This window comes from Mycobacterium alsense (assembly GCF_002086635.1).
Lineage (GTDB): Bacteria > Actinomycetota > Actinomycetes > Mycobacteriales > Mycobacteriaceae > Mycobacterium > Mycobacterium alsense.
Window position 1 is genome coordinate 30123 of record NZ_MVHD01000026.1, and the last position, 22701, is coordinate 52823.

A 22701-nucleotide genomic window follows, 5' to 3' on the forward strand; every position below is an offset into this window, starting at 1 on the left:
GCCGCCCGCATGAGCGCGGCGAGTGCTCTCAATCCCGAGGAGGCGGCCGATCTGTTGCTGCGGGATCTGCGGAGCGGTCCCGAAGGCCTCTCGACGCGCGAGGCGCGGCGGCGTCTGTTGCAGCACGGGCCAAACACGCTGCGGCGCAGGCAAAGGCGCCGTTGGCCGACCGAGTTGGCGCACCAGTTCACCCACCCTTTGGCGCTTTTGCTATGGCTCGCGGCCGGATTGCTGCTGATCGTCGGCTCGCATGTCATTGCCGCCGCTGTGATATTGATCATCGGGCTGAACGCGGCCTTCTCGTTTGCGCAGGAGGTGCATGCCGAGCGCGCCGTGGAGGAGCTGGCCAAGTACCTGCCGCAGCGCGCCCGCGTCCAGCGCGACGGCGCGGTGATCGACATCGACAGCACGGAATTGGTTCCCGGCGACATCGTGTTGATCCGCGAAGGCGATCGCATCGCCGCCGACGTGCGGTTGCTGAGCGGCGCGATCGAAGTAGACATGTCGGCGCTGACGGGAGAATCGCGGCCGGTGCTGCGGTCGGCGGCGCTGGTGGACGTCAACGTGCCGACGCTGTCCGCGCACGAGCTGGCGTTCAGCGGAACCAACTGCGTCGGGGGAGAGGCGCGGGCGGTGGCGTTCGCGACGGGCATGGCCACCGAAATCGGCCGCATCGCGGCGCTGTCTCAGCGGGTCAAACCCGACCCGAGCCCGCTCGAGCGCCAAGTTCGCCGGGTGGCCTGGCTGATCGCGGCGGTCTCGGTGATGCTGGCGCTGTCGTTCATTCCGGCGGCCATGCTCGCCGCGCACCTGACGCTGATCAACTCGCTCGTCTTCGCGGCGGGCCTGCTGGCCGGGATGGTGCCCGAGGGCCTGCTGCCGGTGATCACCTTGGCCCTGGCGGTGGCGGTGCGGCAACTGGCGGGTCGCGGCGCGCTGGTGAAGCGGCTGTCTGCGGTGGAAACGCTGGGGTGCACCGACGTGATCTGCACCGACAAAACCGGAACGCTGACCGAAAATCGGATGGTCCCGGTTGCCGCGTGGCTGGCCGGGACGCGAATCGACCTAGAAGACGGGCGTTTTGACCCCTCGGCCCGCGACGCGCCGCGGGCGGTGCGGCGACTGGCGCGTATCGCGGCGAGCTGCAACAACGCGTCGTTCGACGAAGACGGCGAGCCGGCCGGAGATCCCACCGAGACCGCGATCCTGTCAGCCGCCCGCGCCTTCGGGGCGGACACCGACCGCAGAACACGAGAAGCACAGCGCCGCTGGCAGTTTCACTTCGATCCGCAACTGAAGTTGATGTCGACGGTCGATCAGCCACCCGGCGGACCGATCACCATCCACACCAAGGGCGCGCCGGAAGCGGTGCTGTCGTCGTGCAGCCGCATCCTGGACCCCGACGGACATCCGGTCGCGCTCGACGACGCCGCCCGTCGCCGCGTGGAGGCGGCCGTCGACGCGTTCGCCGCCGAAGGCTTGCGGGTACTGGCCTTCGCGTGCCGCGAGTTGGCCCCCGGCGAGCCGGTTCCGCGCGAGCGCCGCGACGCGGAACGAGGCCTGTGCCTGACCGGTTTGATCGCGCTACTCGACCCGCCCCGCCCCGGGGTCGCCGGCGCCGTTGCGCAGTGCCGCACGGCCGGGATACGGATCATCGTCATCACCGGCGATCACCCCCTCACCGCGGCGGCGATCGCCCAACGGGTCGGCATCACCGGGGACCGCCCCACCGTCGTGACCGGTGACCAGTTCGACCGGCTCGGCGAGCGACAACTCGCCGCGCTGATCCAGGAAAATCCCGAGGTCATCTTCGCCAGGGCCTCCCCGGAGGCCAAGCTGCACATCGCCGAGGCGCTGCGGGACGCGGGCCATGTGGTCGCGATGACCGGCGACGGCGTCAACGACGCGCCGGCGCTGCGCTGCGCGGACATCGGTGTGGCGATGGGCAGGTCGGGCACCGACGTCGCGCGCGAAGCCTCGACGATGGTCCTCACCGACGACGACTTCTCCACGATCGTCACGGCGGTGCACGCGGGCCGGCGCATCTACGACAACGTCCGCAAGTTCATCATCTACATCTTCGCCCACGCCACCCCGGAAACGGTGCCCTTCTTGGTGTTCGCGATCGGCGGGGGAGCGATTCCCCTGCCGTTGACCATCATGCAGATCCTGGCCTTCGACGTGGGCAGCGAGACCCTGCCCGCACTGTCGCTGAGCCGCGAGCCCGCCGAACCGGGCATCATGACCCGGCCGCCGCGACGACGTGGGGCGAGTGTGATCCAGGCCCCGATGCTGGCCCGGGCCTGGTTGTTCCTCGGCGCGATCGTCGCGGCGCTCTCGATGGCCGGGTTCTTCTACGTATTGCTCAGGGCGGGCTGGCATCCGGGCGCGCCCGTCGGTGTCGGCGCCCCGCTGCACCGCGCCTACCAAGAGGCGACGACCATGACGTTCCTCGGCATGATGGCCGGCCAGATCGGCACCGTCTTCGCCGTGCGCACCCAACGGGCGTCGCTACGGTCGGTGGGACTGTTCAGCAACCGCTACCTGTTGGCCGCCGTCGCCGCCGAGATCCTGCTGGCCGCCGTGTTCGTCTACGCGCCGCCGGCGCAGTCATTGCTGGGCACCGCGCCTCTGCCGCCCGCCGATCTCGTCGTGCTGCTCGCGTATCCCCTGATCGTCTGGGGCGCAGACGAATCCCTGCGCTACCTGCTCAGGCGGCGGGGGGGCCGAAGCGGAAGCGGCGACCCGTGACGAGCTCCGGCAGCACCCGCACATAATGCGTTTTCTCCGACGCCGTCCACGACAGCAAGTGGGCGCGTTCGGCCTCCTCGATCTGCTCGTCGGAGCGCAGCGAGCGCGCCCTACCCTTGACGATCACGCTCCAGCCCTCCGCGACGTTGTGGTCGTCGACCTCGAACAGGACGCGGTTGTTGATCGCCGTGCTGACCAGCTTGGTGCCCTCCGCCGTGCGGAACAGCACGGTGCGGTGCTGAACGACGTAGTTGACGGGAAAGATCTCGGGCTGGCCGTCCACGCTGGTGACGAGTCGTCCCAGTGCGACACCGGCCATCAGGTCCCAGCATTCGCGCTCCGACAGTATGGTCACCCCATCATCAGTTGTGGACATCTCCCAGCCCTTTGCTTCTAACGGATTTCGAGGACATCGTCTGGCGGGCGGCGCGGAGTGGGCGGCGGAGCGGCCTCCATCGGCGGAGCGATCCCGGCGCGGATCAGCACCTGCGGCTGTCCGCCGCCGCCGAGTAGGCCGCGGACGATCTCGCGGCTTTCGTCGAGCTCGATCAGGTGGGTCAGCGGGCAGGTCGCCAGGAATGCCATCGTGCACTCCAGCAGCACGGTCGACATCACCTCGCCGCACCGCAGGACGTCCAGCCCGGTGTCCTCCGGGGTGGACAGCACCAGAATTTTCGACCAGTCCACCGCGATCTCGGGACGGCGCTCCTCGTGGCCCCTGACCGGGAATTCGCGCGCGACGTCCACCCGGGCGCTTTCCGCATCGGACAACAACGCGCTCGGCGGCACGCCCTCGGTGGACGCGAACGGCGAAGTCCACCATTCGAGTTCGGCGTGATATGTCGCGTCGTCTCGCCGCAGCGCCTCGGTCAGCCAGGACGCCCGGGCCAGCTCGGGTCTCGCGTCGTCGGCGAGCACGTCGAGCGTCACCCGGCTCGGATCGATCGCGCTGCGCAGGACCGGTTCGAACAGGCTCCAATAGGTGGGTTCGCCCATGGGCAGCCGGTCGGTTCTGCGGTGCAGGATCGCGTTGGCGCGGTCGCGCTGAGCGCGGGTGACGTGTTCGACCGGACTGAATTCGATCGACGCGAGATGGTCGGGCTCGTTGGGATTGGGGAACCGTTCGACCTCCGCTCTCCAGCCGGCGGCGAGCGTGGCGACCCGCAGGTGATCGAGTGCGGCGCCACAGCTCAGGATCGCTTCCCGTCCGGAGCGGTCGGTGCCCGGCACCGTCCGGTCGCGGTCGACGAACAACCGAAGGGCCCCGCCCTCGGCGACCCATCGCCAGGGCTGGCTGTTGTGCACCGACGGGGCCCGGCACGCGAGCTGCACCGCGTCCCTGAGGGTCTGGGTCTCCAGCGCCGCGTTCATGGCATCCATCCCTTGCCGAATACGGGTTCACCATCGACGTTAGGCGACCCTGCAGCCGGTCGCGAGGGCCATTCGTCCCGGTGGGAGGGGCCATTCGGACGGCAACGGGCCCCGTGCTTCGGCCCGCCCCCACGATCCGGGCCCAATGACGTTGCGCCGGGGACCAAGGACCCTGGCGCCCGGGCCTCCCGCGTCGGAGGGTCGAGGTCGGGACAGGAGGTGAGTAAGCGCAATGACCCAAACGATGGTGGACGCCGACGTGGTTGCCGGTGCCGTAGAGCTGGCGTGCCGCGCCCCGTCGCTGCACAACATCCAACCGTGGCGCTGGGTCGCCGGCGACGTGAGCGTCGATCTCTTCGTCGACCCACACCGAAAGGTCACGGCGACCGACCGGTCGGGCCGTGAGGCGATCATCAGCTGTGGCGCCGCGCTCGATCACTTTCGGGTCGCGATGGCCGCTGCGGGTTGGGTCACCCACGTCGACCAATTCCCCAATCCGAACAATCTGGACCACCTCGCGTCGGCCTACTTCGCGCCGGCCGCGGACGTCACGCAGGCAAGGCGGGATCGCGCCAAGGCGATACTGCGGCGCCGGACCAACCGGCAGCCGTTCCGCGCTCCCAAACGATTTGAGGCGTTCGAGCCCGTATTGCGGAGCTCGTTCGACAACGAGTTGGTGGCCCTCGACGTTCTGACCGACGACGCGCGCCCCCGGCTGGCGGAGGCGTCTCGGCTCACCGACGCGCTGCGCCGGTATGACGATCGTTACCAGCATGAATTGGCATGGTGGACATCGCCGTTGCGGCGGGCGGACGGGATTCCCGGCAGCGCACTGACATCGGAGTCGGACGCCCGCCGGGTCGACCTCAACCGCCGGTTCCCCGTCGAACAGCTCGATGGACCGAGCTGCGCGGGGACCGATGACCAAGCGAAGATCCTGGTGTTGTCCACGCCGCAGGACAGCCGCGTCGACGCGCTCAACTGCGGTGAGGCGCTCTCGGCGGTACTGCTGGAGTGCACCCTGGCCGGACTGGCGACCTGTCCGGTAACGCACATCACCGAATTCGAGTCCAGCCGGGACGTCATCCGGGAGCTTTTGGCGCGGCCCGCCGCGGTACCTCAAGTAGTGATCCGGGTCGGCGTCGAGCCCGAGGGCGAGTGGGAGCCCAAGCCGACGCCGCGGCGGCCCCTGAGCGATGTGCTGGAGTTTCACCGCTGAAGGGAGCGGGGTCGGGAATGAAAGCGAGGGCACCCGTGCGCAAAGGGCCGCAAATGACCTCTCCGCCAAGCGATCCACCGCTTTTGACCGACGGCGACGTCGACGGGCTGGCGTGGCAGTTCTTGCATTCGCCGTATGCCGACGACACCTACGCGGTGTGGCCGCTCGATCGGCGGCTGGACGGCTTCCTGCGCCGCCGGGGATTGGACCGCCTCGCCGAGGACGGCGACACCTATGGGCTCGTCCTCGACCGGGTCATGGCCTACATCGCCGCTCGGGATCGCGATTCCGGCTGACGATCTACGAACGGCCCGCGACGCCGGGACTTCGGTCCCTACCGCCGGCAACGGGCGACTGGTCAGATGAATGCGTCAGCACAAATGCCGAGTTCTAGGAGAGATCATGGGCACCCTTTCGGTTCGGCGCCAGCCACGGTCGCTCTTCCCCGAGTTCTCCGAGCTGTTCGCCGGCTTTCCCCCGCTCGCCGGACTGCGCCCGGCCTACGAGACCCGGGTGATGCGGCTCGAGGACGAGATGGCCGACGGTCGCTACGTCGTGCGCGCCGAGATACCGGGCGTCGACCCGGCCAAGGACGTGGAGATCACGGTCCGCGACGGCCAGCTGACCATCAAAGCGGAGCGCAGCGAGAAGCAGGACTTCGACGGGCGCTCGGAATTCTCGTACGGCTCGTTCGCTCGCACCGTGTCGTTGCCGGCCGGAGCCGACGAAGACAGCATCGAGGCCAGCTACGACAAGGGCATCCTCACGGTGTCGGTGGGCATTTCGGAGCCCAAGCCTGCCGAGCGGCGCGTCCCGGTACGGTCAGCCGGCTAGGGGCGTGGCATGACCAGGGCAGCTGATGCCACCCGTCCGGCCGCACCGCGGCGCGTGTTCCGCGATCGCGGTGAGGCGGGACGGATGCTGGCGAATCTTCTCGGCGCATACCGAGACAAACAAGACGTGATCGTCCTCGGCCTGGCGCGGGGCGGGATTCCCGTCGCGTGGGAGGTCGCGGCCGCGCTGCACGCCCCACTGGATGCGTTCGTCGTGCGCAAACTCGGCGCCCCCGGCCACGAAGAATTTGCGGTCGGAGCGCTGGCGAGTGGGGGCCGCGTCGTGGTCAACGACGACGTCGTGCGCGGCCTGCGCGTCACACCCCAGGAGCTGCGCGCCATCGCCGAGCGGGAGGGCCGCGAGCTCGCGCGGCGCGAGGCCGTCTACCGTGACGGGCGCCCACCGGTCGACGTGACCGGCAAGACCGTCATCCTCGTCGACGACGGATTGGCCACCGGCGCAAGCATGTTCGCCGCCGTGCAGGCGCTGCGCGAAGCCGAGCCCGCGCATATCGTGATCGCCGTGCCCGCGGCGCCGGAATCCACCTGCCGGGAATTCGCCGGCCTCGTCGATGACGTCGTCTGCGCGTCGATGCCAACCCCCTTCCTCGCGGTGGGGGAGTCGTTCTGGGATTTCCGCCAGGTGACCGACGCCGAGGTTCGTCAGCTGCTCGCCACACCGACGACCGGCGCTCCGGCGAACAGGCCCGCGGCGCCGGCACCGGCCGAGGTGCTCGGCGGCGTGGCCATCGATGCGCCGCAGGGCATTCCACCGCGCGAGGCGTTGGAGCAGCTGATCGGCGACGCGCGGATCGTTCTCATCGGGGAAAGCTCGCACGGGACTCATGAGTTCTACGAGGCCCGGGCGGCCGTCACCAAATGGCTGATCGAGGAGAAGGGTTTCTGCGCGGTCGCCGCGGAGGCGGACTGGCCCGATGCCTATCGCGTCAATCGCTACGTGCGCGGCCTCGGGGACGACGGGAACGCCGACGAAGCGTTGAGCGGATTCGAACGCTTCCCCGCCTGGATGTGGCGCAACACCGTCGTCCGTGACTTCGTCGACTGGCTGCGCGCTCACAACCGGCTGCGCGCATCGAACGGCGGGCGGCAGACCGGCTTCTATGGCCTCGACCTCTACAGCCTGCACCGGTCGATGCGCGAGGTGATCGCCTATCTGGACAAGATCGACCCCCAGGCGGCGGCGCGGGCGCGGGAACGCTATGCGTGCTTCGACCACGCTTCGGCCGACGACGGTCAGGCGTACGGGTTTGCGGCCGCGTTCGGCGCCGGCCCATCGTGCGAGCGTCAAGCGATCGAACAACTGGTGGACATTCAGCGCAACGCGTTGGCCTACGCGCGCAGGGACGGGCTGATCGCCGAGGACGAACTGTTCTACGCCCAGCAGAATGCCCAAACGGTGCGCAATGCGGAGGTGTACTACCGGGCGATGTTCGGCGGGCGGGTCAGCTCGTGGAACCTGCGTGACGAGCACATGGCGCAGACGCTCGAGGCGTTGCTGACACACCTGGACCGGCACCGGGACATAAACCAAGACACACACCAAGACACACACGGCGAGCCGGCCCGAATAGTGGTGTGGGCCCACAACTCTCACGTCGGAGACGCACGGGCGACCGAAGTGTGGGCCGACGGCCAGCTCACCCTGGGTCAACTCGTCCGTCAACGATATGGTGAGCAGGCGCGTCTCATCGGATTCAGCACCTACGCGGGCACGGTGACCGCGGCCAGCGAGTGGGGTGGCGCCGCCGAACGGAAGGTGGTTCGCCCCGCCCTGGCCGGGAGCATCGAAGAGCTGCTGCACGAGACCGGCAGGAGCAACTTCCTGGTATCCGCGCTGCTCACCCCGGAAGCCGCCGCACCGCTCGGTGCCGTCCGGCTGAATCGCGCCATCGGCGTGATCTACCGGCCCGAAACGGAAAGGCAAAGCCACTACCTGCATGCGAGACCGGCCGACCAATTCGACGCGATCATCCACATCGACAAGACCCGGGCCCTCGAGCCCCTCGAGGTGACCAGCCTGTGGGTGGCCGGCGAAACGCCCGAGACATACCCCACCGGCCTGTAGCCGCCGAGGACCGGAGTCGACGATCATGCGGACGCCAGCGTCATCGCCCGGCAGCGGACCGCAGATCGTCACGTTGACCATGAACCCCGCGCTCGACGTCACGACCAGCGTCGAGCTCGTGCGGCCGACGAGCAAACTGCGCTGCGCAACCCCGCGCTACGACCCCGGCGGCGGCGGCATCAACGTCGCCCGGATCGCACACGTTCTCGGCGCGGCGGTGTTTGCGGTTTTCCCCGCGGGGGGCTCGCACGGCGAGCTGCTGATGAAGCTGCTCGCCGAAGAGGGATTGGCGTTCGCGGAGATCCCGATCGCGGCAACCACGCGACAGAGCTTCACCGTCAACGAGACCAGCAGCGGGCAGCAGTACCGCTTCGTGCTGCCGGGGCCGCCGCTGAACGAGTCGGACCAGCTGCGATGCCTGCAGGAACTGCGGATCGCCGCGCGATCGGCCGAATTCGTGGTGGCGAGCGGCAGTTTGCCGCCGGGCGTAGGCGACGATTTCTACCAGCGCGTGGCCGACACGTGCCGGCACCTGGGCGTCAACCTGATCCTGGACACATCCGGCGGTGGCTTGCGCCAAATCCGCTCCGGGGTGTTCCTCCTGAAGGCGAGCGTGCGAGAGCTGCGGGAATGTGTCGGTCGCCCCCTGGTCACCGAAGCCGATCAACTCGCCGCCGCGCACGAGCTCATCGACGGTGGTCGCGCGGAGTCGGTGCTCGTTTCGCTGGGATCAGACGGCGCGCTGCTCGCCACAAAGCATGCCAGCCAGCGTTTTTCGGCGGTTCCGATGCCCGCCGGCAGCGGTGTCGGGGCGGGTGACGCGATGGTGGCCGCGGTCACGGCCGGCCTGACTCGGGGCTGGCCGCTCGTCAAATCGGTTCGGCTGGGCATCGCCGCGGGCGCGGCGATGCTGACGACGCCGGGAACCGCCGCCTGCGGCCGGGCGGATGTGGAGAAGCTGTTCGCCCGAACGCCCGAACCCCGCGATATCACCGATGACGAACGGCTTCCGAGATAAGGCCTAACGACCCCTGTGCAACGGGTGACGGCGCAATAGCCTGGCATTGGGCGACGAGGGTGAAGAGGTAGTCAGGAGCCGACATGAACGAGCAGGATGCGAAGTCGGTGGTCGTGGGCATCAACGGCTCGTCAGCCGCGGTGAGCGCCGCCAAGTGGGCGATCGAGGAGGCGCGGAGCCGGCAGTTGCCCCTGCGCCTCGTCTATGTCATCCCGCGCCGGGAGGCACAACCCGTCTCGGCGACCGTCTCCGAGTGGGAGATCGAGCGCGGCGAGACGGCTCTGTCACGGGCGGAGTGTGCCGTCCAAGGGGCCAAAAAGCCGGTCGAGGTCGAAACGGCCATCATCTCAGGCGATCCCGGACAAGCGTTGATCAATGAATCGCAGGACGCGGCGCTGGTTTGCGTGGGTACGTCCAGGCGCGGGTGGGCGTCCGACGGGCTTCTGGGCCCGACCGCCGCCGCGTTGGTTGCGGGTGCGCAGTGCCCGGTAGCGATCATCCGCACCAACCCCGACGGGTCGCCGACCGAGCCCGGGGTGATCGCCGTCGTGCTCAACGACGAGCCGGACAACGACGAAGTCGTGCATCAGGCCATGGAGCAGGGGCGGCGCCGCCACGCGGTCGTGCGCCAGATCGATCGGCGGCTGAAGAGCTGGGTCAGGCGTTACCCGGACGTACCGGTCCAGATCGTTGCCGCGGGCACCGGGGTGAAAACCGGCGAGAAGCACGAGAAGGACGGGGCAGCCATCGAATTGGCCGTTGTGGGCAGTGCAGACGCCGCCGAGATGGCCGCGCTGAGCACCCCGAACTGCCATCCGATCGTGGGCTACCCCGATTGTTCAGTGCTTGTGGTCCGCCCCTAGAGCCGCGGTAGCCCGGGTAGCGTCATGAACGAACTGGCTACACCGCAGGCGATCGTGGTCGGAATCGACGGCTCGAACGCGGCGGTACGGGCGGCGCTCTGGGCGGTCGACGAGGCGGTCAGCCGTGACGCGCCCTTGCGCCTGTTGTACGCCAGCGAGCGGGCGGGCACCCACGAAAATGAGCCGGCGCCGGCGGCCGCGGCGATTTGCCACGCGGTCAAGGCAATCGAAGCGACCGGCAAGCCGGTCAAGGTAGAAAGCGAAATCACCGCGGGACCGGTGATCGCATCGTTGATCGGCGCGTCGGCGTCGGCGTCGATGGTGTGCGTCGGCGCGGTCGGATTGCGGCACTTCCGGCCCGACCGGGTGGGTTCGGTCACCGCGGCGCTGGCGGTATCGGCACGCTGCCCCGTGGGCATCATCCGCTCCCGCGAGGGCCGCGGGCACCGGGGAGCCAACGAGATCGTCGTCGAGCTCGACGCGTCGCCCGACAACGGTGTCTTGCTGGGCGCCGCCATCATGGAGGCCCGGCTGCGCGACGCCGCCGTCCGGGCGATTGTGTGCCGCGCGGCCGCGAACGACCAACGGGGGCCTGCCGCTGTCGAGTGCGACCGCCGTTCACTCGCCGCGGTGGACCGCCGCCTGGCCCGGTGGAAGCGACGCTATCCGGAGGTGCGGGTCGAGTCGGTGGCCGTGCACGGCGGCCTGCTCGAGTATCTGGCTTGCCATCGCGAGCGGGTTGGCCTGGCAGTTGTCAGCGCCCGCAACCGCCAGCACGTCAGCGAACTCGTCGGACCGGCGGGCGGCCCGGTCCTGCACGCCGCGTGTTGCTCGTTGTTGATCGTCAATCAGCAACATTTGTGAGGCGAACGAACATAAATAGGTGGGATATTGAGTGGGCGGCTGGTGAAGTGTTGCCTCGGATTGCGATCGGAAAGGGCCCGTAATGTTCAAGGTGTTCCTGGTCGACGACCATGAAGTCGTTCGGCGCGGTCTGGTCGATCTGTTGGCGTCGGACCCCGAGCTGGAAATCGTCGGCGAGGCGGGGTCCGTGTCGGAGGCGAAGGCGAGAATTCCGGCGTTGCGGCCCGACGTCGCCGTGCTGGACGTGCGGCTTCCCGATGGGAACGGCATCGAGTTGTGCCGCGACCTGGTGTCCGATCATCCGGACCTGCGCTGTCTGATGCTGACGTCGTTCACCTCCGATGAGGCGATGCTCGAGGCGATCCTGGCCGGCGCCAGCGGCTACGTGGTCAAGGACATCAAGGGCATGGAACTGGCCCACGCGATCAAAGAGGTCGGCGCCGGCAAGTCGCTGCTGGACAATCGGGCGGCCGCAGCGTTGATGGCGAAGCTTCGCGGCGCGGCGGAGCGGGAGGACCCGCTGTCCGGGCTGACAGAGCAGGAGCGAACCCTGCTGGGGCTGCTCAGTGAGGGTTTGACCAACCGGCAGATCGCTGCCCGGATGTTCCTCGCCGAGAAGACGGTGAAGAATTACGTCTCGCGGTTGCTGGCCAAACTTGGCATGGAGCGGCGGACGCAGGCGGCGGTGTTCGCGTCGAGGCTCGAGCAGCGGTCGGGCCGGCCAGAGGAGGCGCCGCCGGGGTAGCTGGCAACGCGGACGATGCGCGGCCGGCGCCAGTTGGGCGCGTGGCAAATTTTTACTACGCTGGCCGGTGGCGCTCGTGTGCCACCGACTTTCGTCCTGGTCGTCGGCGAACACACGGGTCGCCGGATAGCCGATGGCGTCGGAGGTACAGGGTCGGGTGGCCAGCGACGAACGCGGTTCGGCTCTAGCCGGGCTCGGCCAGCGCGAGCTGGTCGAGAGGATGCATGAGCAACTCGACGAGTTGCTGGCGGCCCGCGATCAGATGGAAGAGTTGCTGCGCGTCTTCGTCGCGATCGGCGCGGACGTCCGCGACCTCGACGCAACGCTGCACCGGGTCATCGCCGCCGCCAAGGAGTTGACGTCGGCCCCCTACGGCGCGCTGGCAATTCGGGATCCCGACGGCAACCTGCTGCGGTTCGTCCACGAGGGAATGGACGCCGAGACCGTCGCGCGCATCGGCCCCCTGCCCGCGGGCAAGGGCCTGTTGAGCCTGTCGCTCCTCGACACGCCGGCGCTGCGACTGGATGACCTGACCGAGCACCCGGCCGCGGTGGGATTCCCGGAGCACCACCCTCCGATGCGGGCCTTCCTCGCGGTCCCTATCACGATCCGCGGGATCGTGTACGGCAACATCTACCTGACCCATGTCGACCCGGCGCGGGTGTTCTCCGAATCCGATGAGGTCGCCGCTCGCGCGTTGGCGTTCGCCGCCGCGGCGACCATCGACAACGCGCAACTGTTCGAGCGCGAGCGCTTGTCGGCGAAGTGGAAGGAGGCCAGCCGCGAGATCACGACCGCCCTGCTGTCGGCTGCCGAGCCGCAGCGGCGGCCGCTGGAGCTGATCGCCGAGCGCGCCATGACGCTGACCGGCGCCGAGCAGGCGATCGTGCTCGTCCCGGCCGACCCGGACCTGCCGGACGACGAAACCGAAGCGCTGATCGTGTCGGCCGCGGTCGGGGTGCACGCCGACGACGTCATGGGCCGGCAGGTTCCGGTGGAGGGCTCCACCACCGGCGAGGTTTTCCGTTCCGGGCAACCGTTGATCACCGAATTGCTGCAGCATCGGATTCGGGCTTTCACCGACGTCGGGCAGCGCCCCGCCATCCTGTTGCCCCTACGCTCGGACGATCGGGTCGTGGGAGTGATCGCGATCGCGCGCGCCGCGGACCAGCCGCCCTTCGACGAGAGCTACCTCGACCTGCTGAGCGATTTCGCCAGTCACGCCGCGGTTGCGCTTGTCGTGGCGTCGGCGCGGGACGACTCGCGCCGGCTGACCATCCTGGCCGAGCGCGAGCGCATCGCGCACGATCTGCACGATCACGTCATCCAGCGGCTGTTCGCCGTCGGCATGGACCTGCAGGGCACGCTTGCCCGCGCCCGCTCGCCGGAGGTGGCCCAGCGGCTCAACCGCACCCTGGACGATCTCCAGGCGATCATCGAGGAGATCCGCACGACGATCTTCCAGCTCAAGTCCCCGTTGGGAACGCGTGCCGACTTCCGGCGGAGGATCCAGCAGGTGGTCGCCGACCTGACCGGGAATCGCGAGCTCGTCACCACGCTGCGCCTGCACGGGCCGATGGCCGCCGTCGATGGCGAACTTGCCGAGCATGCCGAGGCGGTCGTCACCGAGGCGGTCAGCAACGCCGTTCGCCACTCCGGTGCGTGCCGGCTGACCGTCGAGGTCGACGTCGCCGACATGTTCATCCTCGACGTCAGCGACAACGGCTGCGGCATCCCCGCCGACAACACGCGCAACAGCGGCCTGGCCAACATGAAGCACCGCGCCGAACAGCTCGGCGGCAGCTGCCAGATCACCAACCCGCCGGAGGGGGGCACCAGGGTGCACTGGGTCGCCCCGCTCACGGATGGGTAACGGTTCGTGGCCTGGGACCAATGGCGTCGAGGCGGGGCCTAACGGCCCCTGCGAACCGTGCCCGCCCGGAATAACGTCGGGTGTCATGGGCGAGGACGCGGTCGAATGCGCGGCCACGGCTCGGCTGCTCGACGGGCGGATCGTGTCGCTGCGACGCCTCGATGCCGGCGACGCCGAGGCCGTGCTGGCCCTGCATCAACACCTCTCCGACCACGATCGCTACTTCCGGTTTTTCACGCTGCGGCCGGTCGGGATGGCGGAACTCGTCGGCGAGCTGACCGAGCAGCACGACGGGCTGTGCGCCGTCGGCGCGTTCGACGGCGACCGGTTGATCGGCGTGGCCCACTATGTCGTCGTGCACGAGGAACCGGCGGCCGCCGAGTTCGCGATCGTGGTCGCCCATGACGACCATTCGCTGGGCGTCGGAACGGCCTTGCTCAAGCACCTGGCCCGCATGGCCCGGGCTCACGGAATCGAGCGCTTCGTCGCCGATGTCTTGGGCGAAAATCATCTCATGCTCATGGTGGTGTTCGACCTGGGCTGGCGCTGTCAGCCGGCCGGTGACGCATCGGTTCGCCACTTCGTGATCGAGCTTCCCGATTTCAGCGATGAGGATACGAAATGCCCAACGTGACAAAGAAATCCGCAAAGAAATCCGCACCGGAATCCGCACCGGAATCCGCAGTGGTCGTTTGCGTCGACGGATCCGCGGCCTCCGACGCCGCCGTCGCCTGGGCGACGCGCGAGGCCATCATGCGCAAATTGCCCATCACATTGATGCACGCGGTGGCGCCGGTGGTCGTGGGCTGGCCGGTGGGTCAGCTGTACGCCCAGATGCCCGAGTGGCAGCACGACGGCGCGCGGGACGTCATCGAGCGGGCCCGCAAGGCCGTTGACGCCGCTTCGACCGGGGCAAGACCGCCTGAAATACGCACCGAGGTGGTCTATTCCGGCGTCGTGGCGGCGCTGATCGAGGCCTCGAAAGAAGCCTGGATGATCGTCGCCGGTAGCGAGGGCCTGGGCGCGATGGGCCGACTCTTGTTGGGCTCGGTCACGACCGGATTGCTCCACTACGCGCACTGTCCGGTCGCGGTCATCCACGAGTCGGCGAGCGTTGACACCGACGCACCGGTCCTGCTGGGGATCGACGGATCACCCGCGTCCGAGGGCGCGATCGCCCTGGCCTTCGACGAAGCCTCGCGCCGCGGAGTCGGCCTGCGGGCGCTGCACGTGTGGAGCGATGTCGGCGTCTTCCCCGTCCTCGGGATGGACTGGCGCGACCGCGAACGCGAGGGGGAGGAGATCCTCGCCGAGCGCCTGGCCGGCTGGCAGGAGCGTTATCCGGAGGTGCACGTGGAACGGTTGCTGTTCTGCGACAAGCCGTCCCGGTGGCTGCTCGAGCAGTCCGAGCACGCTCAACTCGTCGTGGTCGGTAGCCGGGGTCGCGGGGGATTCCCCGGCATGCTGCTCGGGTCGGTGAGTTCGGCCGTCGCGCAGTCGGCCAAAGTCCCCGTGATCGTCGTCAGGAGTCATCGATGATCGAACTACTGCCGGACATGCCGGAAGGGGTGACCGGCGTGCGCGTCTCGGGTCGCTTGGGAGGTGACGAGTTGCGCCGCCTGCGCCCGCAGCTCGAGGCGCTGTTGAAGGCCGGGGACATCAGGATCGTCGAGGTCATCGCGTCCGACTACGAGGGCTTCGGCCCCGGTGGACTCGCGGAGGACATCAAGCTGGGACTGGGTGCGGTGTTGCCGCACCATTCGTCCTTCAAGCGAATCGCCGTGGTGTCAGACAAGGACTGGGTCGGCCACGTCCTGCACGCCCTGGCATGGATGATGCCCGGCGAACTCGCCGTGTTCCGGCTCGACGAGTTCGACCGCGCCAAGCAATGGGCGGCCGGCTGAGTCGCTCAGCCCCGCACCACCAGCACCGAACGCCCGGCGGGCGGGGGGTGGCCGACCGGCCCGACGATCCGGGCCACCTCGTCGGCGTCCTCGGAGCCCACCACCGCGAGTTGGATGGATTCCTGTGTGCGGGCGAGGAATTGAGCGACCCCGTGCCTCGCCGCGGCCGGCATGACATGCACCTCGGGGTATCGCGACACCCACCGCCGGAGCCGCCGATCCAGCTGGCGGTACGGGATTTCGCCCAACCCCCACCGCCACACCCCCAGCGCCAGGATCGATGCCCCGCGCAAGCGCGCCTCGCGGAAGCCCTCCTCGAGCACCGCGTCGTTGCCCGGCGAGTCATTGACGACGACACCGACCCATCCGGAATCCGGTTGCGCTCGGTCATTGCCGCGGACGATCGCCACCGGGCAGCGCGCCGCACGGGCGACGGCGTCGGCGGTCGAGCCGAGGACCTTGCGGGCGATCCGCCCGATCCCCACGGAACCCACGCAAACCATTGCCGCGACGTGTGATTCGTCGATCAGGGCGCGCTCCGGAGGCCCCGGCACCACATCGCATTCGACTTTGACCGGCTCGCCCGTGGCCTGCAGCGCGGCATCGGCGGCGCGCAGGGACGTTTGGGCGTATTCGACCTCCAGGCTTGCGTCGCCTCCCGCATCGCCGGATCGGGCGGGAGTGGCATGGATCAGCCGCAGCGGAACGTTGCGGCTGACCGCCTCGACGACCGCCCACTTGGCCGCGTTGATCGCGGCATCCGAGCCGTCGATCCCCACCACGATGCGCTCCGATGACTGATTCATCGTGTCCTCCCGGTCTCCGGCCTGTCTGCCGCCACACGGCAGGCTCGACCAATCCCGACGCTATGGGGAGGGGCCGGATTTCAGCAGGGCCGTTCGGCCCCGGTTCGGGGGCGTTGGTCACTGCCGGGCTGCGACGCCCTCAGGTGATCGTGAGGGTGTGTCCGGGCAACAGACGCTGCACGCCGCCGCGGCATTCGACCGTGATCGGACCGGCGTTGCCGGCCTCGGATGTCAGGACGCCGGTCCGCCCGCTGATCCGAAGATGAACACGGTGACCGCGGTAGACGAAGGGGAACTCGATGGGGCCGAGCGCCTCGGGCCAGTGCGGGGCGAGCACCAGCCGGTCGTCGCGCGTTTCCAAACCGGTGAAACAGCGTTGCAGCACATCAACGCTGCCGGCCATCGCCGCCAGGTGGATTCCTTCGGACGTGGTGCCGCCCTGGATATCGGCGACGTCGGAAGCGAGGACCTGCACGAAGTTCCGCATTGCGTGGCGGCGGTCGGCGCGGGCCAGGACCCACGAATGGACGAGTGCGCTCAACGTCGATCCGTTCGAGGTGCGCGCCAGGTAGTACTCGATCGTCTTCGGAATCTGCTCGGGCGTAAAGCGGTAGCCGAGCCGGCCGAACAAGCCCATCAGCTCATCCGACGACAGCAGGTAGAACAGCATGAGCGCGTCGGCCTGCTTGGACGCCTTGTAGTTGTTCACGCTGTCGTGTTCGGCTTCCAGGATGCGATCGAGCCGGCGGATGTTGCCGTATTGGCGGCGGTAACGTTCCCAATCGAATTCCGCCAGTTCGGAATAGCCCTCGAATTGGCTGATGACGTCCTCGTGGAAGGGCACGAACATGCGCCGCGTCACGTGGTCCCAGCGATCGAGCTCGTCGGCCGGCAGGCCGATTTTCCCGATCAGGTCGAGCCGGTCGCGCAACGGCATCAGGTCGAGTGCGTCCATCGCCCGCAGGATGGCCCACACCGCCATGACGTTGGTGTACGCGTTGTTGTCGATCCCGTCGTACTCCCTGCCCGGATAGCCCGAGTGGAATTCGTCGGGGCCGATGACCCCCCGGATGGTGTAGCGGCCGCGAGCCTCGTCAAAGGCGGCCAGTCCGACCCAGAAACGGGCGATTTCGACCAACATCTCGGTGCCGTAGTCGATGAGGAACTGGCGGTCACCGGTCACTTGGTAGTGCTGCCACGTGTTGTACGCGACCGCGAGGCCGACGTGATGCGCACGCGCGCTGGCGTCCGGAATCCACCGGCCGGACTGCGGATTGAGGTGCACTTCCTGGCTCACCTCGCGCCCGTCGCTGCCCGATTGCCAGGGGTACATCGCGCCGAGGTAGCCCGCCCTGCGCGCGGCGCGACGGGCCTCGGGAAGACGCCGGTACCGATAGAGCAGCAACGACCGGGACACGTTGGACATGCGCAGACTCAGCACCGGGGAGACGAACAGCGAGTCCCAAAAGACGTGGCCGCGGTAGGCCTCGCCGTGCAGCCCCCGCGCCGGCACCCCCGCGTCGAGTTCGGCGGTGTGCGGCGAGATGGTCTGCAGCAGGTGCACCAGATGCAGCCGCAGCACCCGCAGCGCCGGTGCGCTGTCGGCGAGGCCCACGTCGCACTGCTCCCACAGCCGGGCCCACGCCCGGGCGTGTTGCCGGTGGATGTCGGCATAGCGACCGGCCGTGTCGAGATGTTGACGGGCGGCACTAGCCGGTTCGGATATGGCGGTGTCCCGGCCGGTGAAGACGGTCGCGACCTTCTCGCACGTGACCGCCTGGCGCGCGGAGACGGTGACCGTTATGTCGTGCCCCCCACGGTCCCCATCCCGCACGACGACGTAGCGGGCGTCGGCCGGGATATCCGCGGCGTCACCGTGCCACACGTTGGTGCGGGCCGCGACCGCGATCGAGATGCGCGACTGCGATGTTTGCGACCGCAATATCACCGAGTCGGGCGGGATTTCGTCGATCACCGGCACGACCAGATGGGCACTGGCCAACGACCGATAGCGCTCGACCATGGTGTTTTGCACGCCCCCGTCCAGCAGGGATCTGAACTCGACAGTCCCCGACCAGTTCTCGGCGACGAGCGTGGTCCGCATGGCGAGCAGGTGGGGTTGGTGCATCGCCGCGAAACGCTCCTGGGTCAACGTCGTGATCTGACCCGAGCCGTCCCGGAACCGGAGCGTACGCGTCAACGTCGCATGGCGTAGATCGAATGTCTGCCGATAGGAAAGCAATTCGGTGTCATCGACGGAAAACCAGGTGCCGCCGTTGATCCGGAACGTCAGCGGAAGCCAGTTGGGCAGGTTGACCAGGCTCTCGTTCTCGATGGTCTTGGCCGCAACCCTGTCGGTCAGCGCGTTGTAGACGCCGGTGGCGTAGGTGCCCGGGTAATGGGCTTTGGAGGCGGCCGCCTCCGGGGCGCAGCCGCGGGTGGCGATGTAGCCGTTGCCGACGGTGCAAAGCGACTCGCGGAGGCGCTCATACTCGGGGTCGTAGCCTTGGTATTCGAGTTCCCATGCGGTGTCGGTTCTCGACGCCGCGGCTTCGAGGTCCCCGGCCAGCCGGCGCACGAACTCGGCCACCGCGGCAGGACTTTCGAGACTGAACAGCGCCGCGGACGGGCGGCCGCCGTCCTCGTCGTGGCGCACGACCACCCCCACCCCGTTGAATTGGACCGCGTCGAACGCGTCCTCGTCGGTGAGGTCGTCGCCGATGTAGATGGGCAACACGGCCTGGGGATCGCCTCCGTCGCCACCGACGATGCGTTCCAGTAGCCAGGCGAGCGTGGTGCCCTTGTCCCAGTCGATGTCGGGGCGAAGCTCGATGACTTTGCGGCCGGCGGTGACCCGGAGGCCCCGGGAGCGGCCGAGCACACGGGTCGCGGCGATCACCCGCTCGGCGTCTTCGGGGCGGGCGTTGCGGTAGTGAACCGCGACCGCGAAGCGCTTGCGCTCCACCGCTATTCCCGGGACACCGCGGAACGCCTCCGTCAGGTGGCCGGCGGCGCAGGTCAGTGTGTCGATGGTGCCCTCGCCGGCATTCTCGTGGCGGGTGCCGTCCGGTTCCATCAACTCGAGCCCGTAGCCGCCCGCATACCACACCCCGTCGACGCCAACCCGCTCGCGGACGTCGGTCAGGTCCCGGCCGCTGACCACCGCCACGGGGCACTGAGCCGCCAACGCGTGCAACGCCTCGCCGGCGCCGTCGACGAGTGTCGCCGAGTCCGGGTTTCCGACGATGTCGGACAGCGTGCCGTCGAAATCGAGGAAGACCACGGGTCGCCGGTTCGTCACCAGTTCCTTGACCTGGCCGTAGGCCTGCAGGGCGTCGGCGATGCGCGACATGGCCGCGCCCCCGCGTCGGACCGTGATCGCGGCCAGGTCGGCGACTACGGTGTCGGCCCAGTCCGACAGGAGTTCTTCGGCGAGTCCGTCGTGGTCGAGTCCGATGGTGAGGCCGAAACCGTAGTCCGTGGCGGCCTTGACGCCGGCCGGGTCGCTGTCGACGACGACGCACCGTACGCGGCGCGCGCCCAGGCGCGCCGCCGCCTCGACCGGGTCGCCGTTCACGGCGCCCACCAGGTCGTCGATCCCCGCGTCGCGCAACGCTTGCGCGCAGTCGCGGCTGGGGGAGTACACGGCCGTCGCGACGCCCGCGTCTCGCAGCCGACGCAGCAGCGGCCCGGCCGAACCGCGCGCGCCGACACCGGCGTGGGCGCTCTCGACGACGCTGTCCAGGCCGAGAACCACCGCGTCGTGATATCGCCCGTCGACGGTGGCGGCCCATTCGCTCACCTCTGTGACGATGCCACGTCGCGGGCCGCGGTCAACCCCGCGCGGCGCGGCGAGGCCTCATGGCCATGCGTTTGGTGACCAAAGCCTCATGAACGACGATGCCTCGGCCAATAGCGTTTTCAGTGACCGAGGGAGGAAAAGATGACCAAACCCACGAAACGCCACGGCATCGTCGTCGGAGTCGACGGATCGCCGGCCTCCAACGCCGCGGTCTGCTGGGCAGCCCGGGACGCGGCGATGCGGAACGTTCCGCTGACGCTGGTCCACATGTACAGCTCGTACGTGCCGACGTTCCCGCAGATACCGATTCCGGCCGGAGTGACGGTGTGGCAGGAGCAGGACGGCGCGCAGGCCCTCGAGCGCTCCGTCAAGATCGCCGAAGATGCCGTCCGGCGGGACCAGAAGATCGCGATCACCAGCGAACTGAAATGCTCACCCCCGGTGCCGACGCTGGTCGACATGTCCGAAGAGGCCGAGATGGTCGTCGTCGGCAGCAACGGCCGCGGTGCGGTGGGGCGGGTGCTGCTGGGCTCGGTCAGTTCCGCCGTGGTGCGGCACGCCAAGTGCCCGGTCGCGGTCATTCGGGACGAGGACCCGCTGATGCCCCATCCGCAGGAAGCCCCCGTGCTCGTGGGAATAGACGGCTCGCCGGCCTCCGAGCTCGCGACGGCCATCGCCTTCGACGAGGCATCCCGCCGCGGGGTGGAGCTGCAGGCGGTGCACGCGTGGAGTGACGTGCAGGTGCTCGAGATCCCCGGCTTCGACTGGGCCATGGTCAGGGATGAAGCCGAGCGCAGCCTCGCCGAACGCCTGGCGGGCTGGCAGGAACGCTACCCGGACGTCACGGTGCACCGTGTGCTCGTTTGCGACCGGCCGGCACCCCAGCTGATCGAGAAATCGGAGTCCGCGCAACTGGTTGTCGTGGGCAGTCACGGGCGGGGCGGCATCGCCAGGGCCCTGCTGGGTTCGGTCAGCAACGCGGTCGTTCACTCCGTGCGGATGCCGGTGATCGTGGCGCGGCCGTCCTAGGGGTTGGCAGAGATGTCCACGGCGGCGGACGCTGGTCCGGTGAGTATGACTCCGGGGCGCTTCGGCCCGCATCCCCCCTATGTCCCCTACGTCGCCGCACACGAAACCCACACCGGCCTGGTCGTGCTGGTCGGTGACCGGGCGTTCAAGGCGAAGAAGCCGGTGCTGACCGACTTTCTCGACTTTCGCACCCTCGAACAGCGCGAGCGTGTGTGCCTTCGGGAAGTCGAGTTGAACAGCCGCCTGTCGCCCGAAAGTTATTTCGGGGTCGCGCATCTCACCGATCCCGGCGGGGGGCCGGCCGAACCGATCGTCGTGATGCGGCGCTATCGCGACGAGGACCGGCTGGCATCCCGGGTGGGCCGCGGTCCCGACGAAGCCGTTCGGACCGCGCTGGACGCCGTCGCCGCGGTGTTGGCGCGGTTCCACCGGCGCGCCGAACGGAGCCCGGAGATCGACGCCCAGGGCGAGGCGGCCGCGATCGAGCGGCGCTGGCGCGACAACCTCGTCGAACTCGACCGCAACGCGGACACGCTGCCGGCCGGGTCCGTGGCGCGGATCGGCCGCCTGGTCACCGAATTCATCGCGGGCCGTGAACCCCTGTTCAATCGCCGCATCGAAGACGGCCTCATCGTCGACGGCCACGGCGATCTGCTCGCCGATGACATCTTCTGCGGGCGAGGCGAACCCGCCCTGCTGGACTGCCTGGAGTTCGACGACGAGCTGCGCTACGTCGACTGCGTGGACGACGCCGCCTTCCTCGCGATGGACCTGGAGTTCATGGGACGCAAGGACCTTGGCGCCTACTTCCTCGAACGGTACGCCGCCCACTCGGGGGTTGCGGTGCCGTCGGCGCTGGCGCACTTCTACATCGCCTACCGCGCCGTCGTCAGGGCGAAGGTGGACTGCGTGCGCGTTTCGCAGGGCAAGTCGGAGGCCGCTCACGACGCCGCGCGGCATCTCGCGGTCGCGGCCGAGCACCTCGAGATCGGCCGCGTGCGCCTGGCACTCGTGGGCGGCAACCCGGGCACCGGCAAGTCCACGGTCGCTCGCGGACTCGCCGAAGGGACCGGTGCGCAGGTGATCTCAACCGACGATGTGCGGCGGGAGCTGCGGGACTCCGGCGCGATAACCGGCGACGCCGGTGTCCTCGATCGCGGGCTGTACAGCCCGGACAACGTCGCGGCGGTCTACGACGTCGCCCTGCGCCGGGCGGAATCGCTGCTGCGCGACGGGCAGTCGGTCATCCTCGACGGCACCTGGCGGGATCCCCAGATGCGTGCGCAGGCCCATCGCCTCGCGGCCGAAACACACTCGGCCACGGTCGAGCTGATGTGCTCGGCGACGACGGACACGGCGGCCGGCCGGATCGTCACCAGGCCGGCAGGTAACTCGGAGGTCACGCCGGAGATCGCGGCCGCGCTGGCCGCCGAGCAGGCCGGTTGGGACACCGCGCACCGGATCGACACCTCGGGGGCCGTCGAAGACTCGACCCGGCAGGCCCTCGCCGCCTGGCGCCGCACGTCGTAAAAGGAGC

General features: G+C 68.9%; 19 protein-coding genes. 15 read left to right on the forward strand and 4 right to left on the reverse strand.

Features of this window, described 5'->3' with window-relative positions; genetic code table 11:
• The first annotated feature begins 9 nt into the window (after nt 1-9).
• Nucleotides 10-2751: a cation-translocating P-type ATPase gene (locus BST11_RS15495; protein ID WP_083138840.1), complete on the forward strand. Its 2742-nt coding sequence runs from the start codon at nt 10-12 to the stop codon at nt 2749-2751.
• Here the strand turns inward: BST11_RS15495 and BST11_RS15500 are convergent.
• Both BST11_RS15500 and BST11_RS15505 read right to left on the reverse strand, forming a co-directional pair.
• On the reverse strand, nt 2711-3127 hold the full coding sequence (locus BST11_RS15500; RefSeq protein ID WP_067318831.1) for a pyridoxamine 5'-phosphate oxidase family protein: 417 nt from the start codon (nt 3125-3127) through the stop codon (nt 2711-2713). The two genes, BST11_RS15495 and BST11_RS15500, sit on opposite strands and share 41 nt — an antisense overlap.
• Nucleotides 3128-3144: 17 nt before the next feature.
• Nucleotides 3145-4122 carry an Acg family FMN-binding oxidoreductase gene (locus tag BST11_RS15505; protein WP_083138841.1) on the reverse strand — a complete coding sequence of 326 codons (978 nt, stop codon included), beginning with the start codon at nt 4120-4122 and terminating at the stop codon, nt 3145-3147.
• A gap of 232 nt (nt 4123-4354) precedes the next feature.
• On the opposite strand from BST11_RS15505, the gene BST11_RS15510 reads away from it, so the two are divergent.
• The 12 genes from BST11_RS15510 to BST11_RS15565 all read left to right on the forward strand — a co-directional run bounded on the left by BST11_RS15510 (nt 4355) and on the right by BST11_RS15565 (nt 15527).
• Complete coding sequence (locus tag BST11_RS15510; RefSeq protein ID WP_083138812.1) at nt 4355-5341, forward strand: Acg family FMN-binding oxidoreductase; 987 nt, start codon at nt 4355-4357, stop codon at nt 5339-5341.
• A gap of 53 nt (nt 5342-5394) precedes the next feature.
• Nucleotides 5395-5637, forward strand: coding sequence for a hypothetical protein (locus BST11_RS15515; protein WP_083138813.1), 243 nt, complete (start codon nt 5395-5397; stop codon nt 5635-5637).
• Between the two features lie 103 nt (nt 5638-5740).
• Nucleotides 5741-6175 carry an Hsp20/alpha crystallin family protein gene (locus BST11_RS15520; protein ID WP_211284724.1) on the forward strand — a complete coding sequence of 145 codons (435 nt, stop codon included), beginning with the start codon at nt 5741-5743 and terminating at the stop codon, nt 6173-6175.
• 9 nt (nt 6176-6184) lie between these two features.
• A complete protein-coding gene (locus tag BST11_RS15525) occupies nt 6185-8260 on the forward strand; it encodes an erythromycin esterase family protein (RefSeq protein WP_083138815.1) in 2076 nt (691 codons plus the stop codon).
• Between the two features lie 25 nt (nt 8261-8285).
• On the forward strand, nt 8286-9278 hold the full coding sequence (locus BST11_RS15530) for a 1-phosphofructokinase family hexose kinase (RefSeq protein WP_083138816.1): 993 nt from the start codon (nt 8286-8288) through the stop codon (nt 9276-9278).
• A gap of 83 nt (nt 9279-9361) precedes the next feature.
• A complete protein-coding gene (locus tag BST11_RS15535; protein ID WP_083138817.1) occupies nt 9362-10141 on the forward strand; it encodes a universal stress protein in 780 nt (259 codons plus the stop codon).
• Nucleotides 10142-10165: 24 nt separating this feature from the next.
• Nucleotides 10166-11005, forward strand: a complete 840-nt coding sequence (locus BST11_RS15540) for a universal stress protein (protein ID WP_083138818.1) — start codon at nt 10166-10168, stop codon at nt 11003-11005.
• 82 nt (nt 11006-11087) lie between these two features.
• Complete coding sequence (locus BST11_RS15545) at nt 11088-11750, forward strand: response regulator (RefSeq protein WP_083138819.1); 663 nt, start codon at nt 11088-11090, stop codon at nt 11748-11750.
• Nucleotides 11751-11970: 220 nt separating this feature from the next.
• Entirely contained in the window at nt 11971-13623 is a 1653-nt protein-coding gene (locus BST11_RS15550) for a sensor histidine kinase (RefSeq protein WP_083138842.1), read from the forward strand.
• An 85-nt stretch (nt 13624-13708) separates the two neighbouring features.
• Complete coding sequence (locus BST11_RS15555) at nt 13709-14257, forward strand: GNAT family N-acetyltransferase (protein ID WP_158086795.1); 549 nt, start codon at nt 13709-13711, stop codon at nt 14255-14257.
• Nucleotides 14245-15162, forward strand: coding sequence for a universal stress protein (locus BST11_RS15560; RefSeq protein WP_083138821.1), 918 nt, complete (start codon nt 14245-14247; stop codon nt 15160-15162). The genes BST11_RS15555 and BST11_RS15560 overlap by 13 nt, the downstream gene beginning before the upstream one ends.
• Nucleotides 15159-15527 (forward strand): SpoIIAA family protein, encoded by a 369-nt coding sequence (locus BST11_RS15565; RefSeq protein ID WP_083138822.1) that lies wholly within the window; start codon nt 15159-15161, stop codon nt 15525-15527. The genes BST11_RS15560 and BST11_RS15565 overlap by 4 nt, the downstream gene beginning before the upstream one ends.
• A gap of 5 nt (nt 15528-15532) precedes the next feature.
• Here the strand turns inward: BST11_RS15565 and BST11_RS15570 are convergent, their stop codons facing one another.
• Together BST11_RS15570 and otsB are read right to left on the reverse strand one after the other, a co-directional pair.
• Nucleotides 15533-16333, reverse strand: coding sequence for a universal stress protein (locus BST11_RS15570; RefSeq protein WP_169834917.1), 801 nt, complete (start codon nt 16331-16333; stop codon nt 15533-15535).
• Nucleotides 16334-16472: 139 nt separating this feature from the next.
• Nucleotides 16473-20135, reverse strand: coding sequence for a trehalose-phosphatase (gene otsB, locus BST11_RS15575; RefSeq protein ID WP_083138823.1), 3663 nt, complete (start codon nt 20133-20135; stop codon nt 16473-16475).
• Between the two features lie 141 nt (nt 20136-20276).
• On the opposite strand from otsB, the gene BST11_RS15580 reads away from it, so the two are divergent.
• Both BST11_RS15580 and BST11_RS15585 read left to right on the forward strand, forming a co-directional pair.
• Nucleotides 20277-21164: a universal stress protein gene (locus BST11_RS15580; protein ID WP_083138824.1), complete on the forward strand. Its 888-nt coding sequence runs from the start codon at nt 20277-20279 to the stop codon at nt 21162-21164.
• A 45-nt stretch (nt 21165-21209) separates the two neighbouring features.
• On the forward strand, nt 21210-22694 hold the full coding sequence (locus BST11_RS15585; protein ID WP_142276377.1) for a bifunctional aminoglycoside phosphotransferase/ATP-binding protein: 1485 nt from the start codon (nt 21210-21212) through the stop codon (nt 22692-22694).
• Nucleotides 22695-22701 lie beyond the last annotated feature (7 nt).